The organism is Rhodococcus sp. BS-15, from assembly GCF_000813105.1.
Lineage (GTDB): Bacteria > Actinomycetota > Actinomycetes > Mycobacteriales > Mycobacteriaceae > Rhodococcoides.
Genome location: NZ_BAOX01000295.1, coordinates 1 through 5,924 on the forward strand (window position 1 = coordinate 1; position 5,924 = coordinate 5,924).

Consider the following 5,924-nt stretch of genomic DNA (forward strand, 5'->3'; position numbering starts at 1 on the left):
AACATGAAGCCGAGGAACAGCGCATTCAGAACCATCGGATCCACACCGAGTCCGCCCGATGCAGCCGCATCGGCGATCGCGCGCAGATCGAATGTCCCGCCGTCGAAAGGCCCGTCGGGTCTCGCGGTCACCACGTACAGGCCGATGACGGCCGCCAACATCACCAGACCGCCGAACAGGTTGTACAACAGGAACTTCACCGCGGCGCGCGTTCGATGGACTCCCCCGAAGCCACCGATGAGGAAGTACATCGGAATCAGCATCGCCTCGAAGAAGATGTAGAACAACAACACGTCCAACGCGGTGAACGACACCAGCACCATCGACTCGACCACCAGGATCAACGCCATGTACGTGTGCGACACCCGACGGGAGCCGTAGTTCGCGACGCGAGTGCCGTCGTTCCAGCCCGCGACGAGCAGCAAGGGCGTGAGAACGGTGGTGAGCAACACCAGAACGAGGCCGATTCCGTCCAGGCCGAGGGTGTACCGCGCACCGAAAGCCGCTATCCAGGCGTGGTCTTCGACGAACTGGTACCGATCACCACCGGAGTCGAACGACACCGCCAAGGCGACCGACACGGCCAAGGTCCCGGCAGCGAAACCCACTGCGACACTGCGCGCGACGGTCGGGCGAGCGGCGGGCACCAGGGCGACGACGATCGCGCCGAGCATCGGGACTACCCATAGAACGGTCAACCAGGGAGTCGTCACAGAGCCACCACCATCAGGACCACGAGAACAGCTCCCGCGAACATCGCCAACGCATACGACCGCACATATCCCGTCTGCAGCCGCCCGGACCGCGTCGATGCGCCACCGATCGAGCTACCCACCCCGTCCACGACGGCGTCGATACCGTTGTCGGCGTGCACCATTGCGCGCGTCAGGGTCTGTCCTGGACGCATGAATGCCGCCTCGTTGACGGCATCTCCGTAGAGATCGGCACGTGCAGCTCGGGTCAGGGCCGACACATCCTCGGGTGGCGTCGGTGGAACCTCACCGACGATGTACTTGCGGTAGGCGAGGGTCGCGCCGATCAGCACGACCACCAGGACGGCGACGGTGACCACCCATGCCGGAATCGCGTGCTCCTCGTGTGCCGATCCCACCACGGGTTCGAGCCATGCCTCGAGGCGTCCGCCCACCGCGAGAAAGGCACCCGACGCCACCGAGCCGACGGCCAACACGATCATCGGTGCGGTCATCGTCGCCGACGCCTCGTGCGGATGTGCCTGCGCGGACCAGCGTTTCGGACCGAAGAACGTCAACAGCATCACCCGAGTCATGTAGAAGGCCGTCAGGCCTGCACCGAGCAAAGTCACGCAGCCGAGAACCGGGCCTGCCACTCCCTCGGCGGCGAAGGCGACCTCGATGATCGGATCCTTGGCGAAGAAGCCGGAGAACGGCGGCAGTCCGATGATGGCGAGATACCCGAGGCCGAACGTGACGAACGTGATCGGCATCGCGGCGCGGAGTCCACCGAACCGTCGCATGTCGGTCTCGTCGTTCATCGCGTGCATCACCGAGCCCGCGCCCAGGAACAATCCCGCTTTGAAGAAGCCGTGCGAGATCAGGAGCACGATGGCGTACGCGTACCCGGAGGGGCCGAGCCCGGCCGCGAGCACCATGTACCCGATCTGACTCATCGTCGACGCCGCGAGCGCCTTCTTGATGTCGTCCTTCGCACAACCGATGACGGCTCCGAACAGCAAGGTGACCGCCCCGACTGTGACGGTGGCAGCGCGGGCGGCGGGCGACGCCTCGAACACCGGTCCCGAGCGGACGATGAGATACACCCCGGCCGTGACCATCGTGGCCGCGTGAATCAATGCCGATACCGGTGTCGGGCCCTCCATGCGTCGCCGAGCCACGACTGCAGCGGCACCTGCGCCGACTTTCCACACGCCGCCAACAACAACATCAGTGCCATGGCGGTGGCCACCGATTCGCTCGCCTCGCCAATTCCGGCGAACACGTCGTCGTACTGCACGGAGCCGAAGTTGACGAACATGATCATCAGCGCAACGGCCAAGCCGATATCGCCGACTCGGTTGACCACGAACGCTTTTCGGGCAGCCGACGCAGCCGACGGCTTGTGTTGCCAGAAGCCGATGAGCAGATACGACGCCAGACCCACACCCTCCCACCCCAGATAGAGGCCGAGGAAGTTGTCGGCCAGAACCAGCAGCAGCATGGCTGCCAGAAACAGGTTGAGGTACGCGAAGAAGCGCCGCCGCTCGGCGTCGTGGCTCATGTAGCCGATGGAGTACACGTGAATGAGCGACCCGACACCGGTGATCAGCAGGACGAAGCAGATCGACAATTGATCTGCGCGCAAGCCGAACTCGACCTGCAATTCGTCGACCGGAACCCACCGGAACAGGGTCTGGGTGAAGGCTCGGCCCGACTCGGCGCGGCCGAGCATCGAGCCGAACACCACCGCAGCCACGACGAACGAGGACGCTGCCGCCGCCGTCGCGACGAGGTGCCCCCAGCGGTCGGTGCGCCTGCCACCGAGCAGCAGGAACGCTGCACCGAATGCAGGCAGAGCCGGAAGAAGCCACAGCATCGACATCATTTCTGCGCCCCCGTCAATTCTTCATCAGGGAGTTCTCGTCCATCGAAATCGACCGATGAGATCGGAAGATGGCCATGATGATGGCCAGGCCCACCACCACCTCGGCGGCGGCGACCACCATGGTGAAGAACGCGAACAACTGTCCGTCGAGATTGCCGTGCATGCGGGAGAAAGTGACGAACGCCAGATTGACTGCGTTGAGCATCAATTCGATACACATGAACACGATGATGGCGTTGCGTCTGACGATGACACCCGCCGCTCCGATCGTGAACAGCAGAACGGACAGATAGAGATAGTTCTCCGGATTCATCGCTCGTCACCCCCGTCCACCTTGTACTGGCTTCGAGGATCGGCGAACATGGCGTTGACGGAGGACTCGGACTCGGTTCCGTCGGGCAACAAGGCGCGGCGATCGACCCCGTTGTGTCTGGCGTACACCCCAGGACTCGGCAGCGGTGTCACCCTCGAGCCGTCGCGGAATCGATCCTGTGCCATTTCTCGCTGACCCTTGACCGGCCCCAGAGCTTCCCGGTGCGCCAGAATCATCGCTCCGATGGTGGCAGTGATCAGCAGCGCCCCGGTCAACTCGAACGCCCACACGTACTCGACGAAGATCAGCTCTGCCAGGCCCTCGACGTTTCCGGCGGAGTTGACGGCGTCGAGACCGGCGAAGTCGAGCCGACCGGCATTTGCCGCGTCGCGCAGCAGTACCCCGATGATCAACAGTCCGAAGCCGATTCCGATGACGACGGCTGCAATGCGGTGACCGCGCAGGGTTTCGGTCAGCGACTCCGACGTGTCGACTCCGACGAGCATCAGAACGAACAGGAACAGCATCATCACCGCGCCGGTGTAGACGACGATCTGCACGACACCGAGGAACAACGCCCCCTGCGCCATGTAGAAGGTGGCCAGTACCACCATCGTGGCAGCGAGGAACAACGCCGAGTAGACTGCCTTGGTGCTCATCACCACCCCGAGGGCACCGATGACGGCAACGACACCCAGGGTCCAGAACTGCACGGCCTCACCGGTGGACGTGGCATCGAGGGCGAGCTGCACTGTGGCAGTCATCGAACCGAACCGCCCTCGGGTTCGGATGCGGGTTCGGCTGCGGACTCCGCTGGGGTCTCGTGGCCGGTGACGGTTCCCCGGTAGTAGTCCTCGGCCGAAAGGCCCGGTGCCATCGCGTGCGGTGGTGCCACCATCTCCGGTTGCAGAGGGGCCAACAGAGATTCCTTCTCGTAGATCAGATCGGCTCTGTTGTCACCGGCGAGTTCGTACTCGTTGGTCATCGTCAGAGCCCGTGTGGGACAGGCCTCCACACACAATCCGCACCCGATGCACCGCAGGTAGTTGATTTGGTAGACCCCGCCGTAACGCTCACCCGGAGAGAACCTCTCGGTCTCGGTGTTGTCGGCTCCTTCGACGTAGATGGCGTCGGCCGGGCAGGCCCACGCGCAGAGCTCGCAGCCGATGCACTTCTCGAGACCGTCGGCGTACCGATTGAGCTGATGCCGACCGTGGTAGCGAACCTCGGTGGGCTTCTTCTCCTCCGGATACAGCTCCGTCTCGGCCTTCTTGAACATCGTGGCGAACGTGACCCCGAAACCCGCTATGGGACCGAGAAATTCAGGCATCGGCGTTCTCCTTCGGTGACCTGGCGGCGGGCGAGCGCACACCGGCATGCCGGCTCGGGAAATTCGAGCCCTGCGTGGGAATGGGAGGTATCGGGAATCCGCCTGCCAGAGCATCGAACTCGGCGACGGGTAGAGGAGGTGGCACGTTCCGTTCCCGGGCACGCCTGCGCACCATCAGCAGCAGCGCACCCAGCACGGCCACCGCGAAGATCATCGACACACCGAACGTGACCAGCGGTACGTCGTACCGATCGGCCCCGAGGACGCGCACCGTCGCGATCACCATCACCCAGATCAGGCAACGGGAATCAGAATCTTCCAGCCGAAGTTCATGAACTGGTCGTAGCGCAGCCTCGGCAGGGTCGAACGCAGCCAGATGAACACGAACAGGAACACCCACACCTTGAGGGTGAACCACAGCACCGGCCACCAGCCCGAATTGGCACCGCTCCACAGACTCAGCGGAATCGGAGCCCGCCAGCCGCCGAGGAACAGCGTGGTCGCGAGCGCCGACACGGTGACCATGTTGATGTACTCGGCGAGCATGAACATGGCGAAACGAAGAGACGAGTACTCGGTGTGGAAACCGCCCACCAACTCACCCTCCGCCTCGGGCAGATCGAACGGAGCGCGGTTGGTTTCGCCGACCATCGCCGTCACGTACACCAGGAACGACGGCAGCAGCAGAAACACGTACCAGGTGTTCCGTTGCGCAGCAACGATTCCGGACGTCGACATGGTGCCCGCGTACAGGAAGACCGCCGCGAACGACAGGCCCATTGCGACCTCGTAGGAAATCACCTGCGCCGTCGAACGCAAAGCACCGAGTAGCGGGTACGTCGAGCCCGACGCCCACCCTGCCAACACGATCCCGTACACCCCCACCGACGTGACCGCGAGAATGTACAGAACACCCACCGGCAGGTCGGTCATCTGCAGCGGCGTCGTCGTACCGAACACCGACACCTCGGGACCGAACGGAATCACCGCGAAGGCCATGAACGCAGGAACCACCGAAATGATCGGAGCCAGAATGTAAATCGGCTTGTCGACGCCGGTCGGAGTGATCCCCTCTTTCAGCGCCAGCTTGATGCCGTCCATCAGCGACTGCAACAGACCCCAGGGACCCACCCGGTTGGGCCCCACCCGCATCTGCATCCACGCCATGATCTTGCGTTCGGCATAGATCGCCACCAGCGGCGTGAGCACCAGGAACACGAAGACCGCCAAGGCCTTCCCGACAACCAACCACCACGGATCGGTGCCGAACATCGACAGATCGGTCGGCGCGGCCACGATCATGACTGGCCTCCCTCGGTGGATTCCGCAGAAACACGACGAATGCCTACCACCGCGCCCGACTGCACCCCCAGCGAGCGATACACCGCCGAACCGGGCGAGTTCATCGGTACCCACACCACGGAGTCGGGCAGGTCGGTGATCGTCAGCGGCAACGTGATCGAGCCCCGGTCCGTCCCGACGCTCACCAAGTCACCGGTCTCCGCCCCGATCGCCGAGGCCGTCGCCGCCGACAACCGAACCGTGGGCGCGCGACCGGTCGCGGCGAGATTGTCCTCACCGTCCTGCATCCGTCCCGCATCGAGAAGCATCCGCCACGTGGCCAGAACCGCGTCCCCGGAACCGAGGGCCGGAACGTCCACGCGGGGTGCCAACCGGGCCACCGCGGTGCGCGGGCCGTCC

General features: G+C 64.1%; 6 protein-coding genes and 2 pseudogenes. All 8 read right to left on the reverse strand.

The features are described 5' to 3' along the window. A partial coding sequence (locus tag RHBS_RS23065; protein WP_272913889.1) for a proton-conducting transporter membrane subunit occupies positions 1–674 on the reverse strand: 674 nt, incomplete at its 3' end. Positions 675–709: 35 nt separating this feature from the next. After that, positions 710–2,580, reverse strand: a pseudogene (gene nuoL / locus RHBS_RS23070) (NADH-quinone oxidoreductase subunit L). A 13-nt stretch (positions 2,581–2,593) separates the two neighbouring features. After that, positions 2,594–2,893, reverse strand: coding sequence for an NADH-quinone oxidoreductase subunit NuoK (nuoK, locus tag RHBS_RS23075; protein ID WP_128646508.1), 300 nt, complete (start codon positions 2,891–2,893; stop codon positions 2,594–2,596). Beyond that, positions 2,890–3,657, reverse strand: a complete 768-nt coding sequence (locus RHBS_RS23080; RefSeq protein WP_121870087.1) for an NADH-quinone oxidoreductase subunit J — start codon at positions 3,655–3,657, stop codon at positions 2,890–2,892. Before RHBS_RS23080 ends, nuoK begins: the two co-directional genes overlap by 4 nt. Then, entirely contained in the window at positions 3,654–4,223 is a 570-nt protein-coding gene (nuoI, locus tag RHBS_RS31070; RefSeq protein WP_374700648.1) for an NADH-quinone oxidoreductase subunit NuoI, read from the reverse strand. Before nuoI ends, RHBS_RS23080 begins: the two co-directional genes overlap by 4 nt. Continuing rightward, positions 4,216–4,509: a hypothetical protein gene (locus RHBS_RS32400; RefSeq protein WP_374700649.1), complete on the reverse strand. Its 294-nt coding sequence runs from the start codon at positions 4,507–4,509 to the stop codon at positions 4,216–4,218. Before RHBS_RS32400 ends, nuoI begins: the two co-directional genes overlap by 8 nt. Further along, a pseudogene (gene nuoH, locus RHBS_RS23085) lies at positions 4,509–5,519 on the reverse strand (NADH-quinone oxidoreductase subunit NuoH); the annotation flags it as partial. The pseudogene nuoH and the gene RHBS_RS32400, both read right to left, overlap by 1 nt. A gap of 2 nt (positions 5,520–5,521) precedes the next feature. Then, the coding region (locus RHBS_RS23090; protein WP_272913888.1) for a molybdopterin dinucleotide binding domain-containing protein at positions 5,522–5,924 on the reverse strand (403 nt) is incomplete at its 5' end.

Bases quoted from the DNA above. Each gene is read 5' to 3' on its own strand.
- RHBS_RS32400 (WP_374700649.1), bottom strand. From the start codon at position 4,509: ATGGTGATCGCGACGGTGCGCGTCCTCGGGGCCGATCGGTACGACGTA.
- nuoI (WP_374700648.1), bottom strand. From the start codon at position 4,223: ATGCCTGAATTTCTCGGTCCCATAGCGGGTTTCGGGGTCACGTTCGCC.
- nuoK (WP_128646508.1), bottom strand. From the start codon at position 2,893: ATGAATCCGGAGAACTATCTCTATCTGTCCGTTCTGCTGTTCACGATC.
- RHBS_RS23080 (WP_121870087.1), bottom strand. From the start codon at position 3,657: ATGACTGCCACAGTGCAGCTCGCCCTCGATGCCACGTCCACCGGTGAG.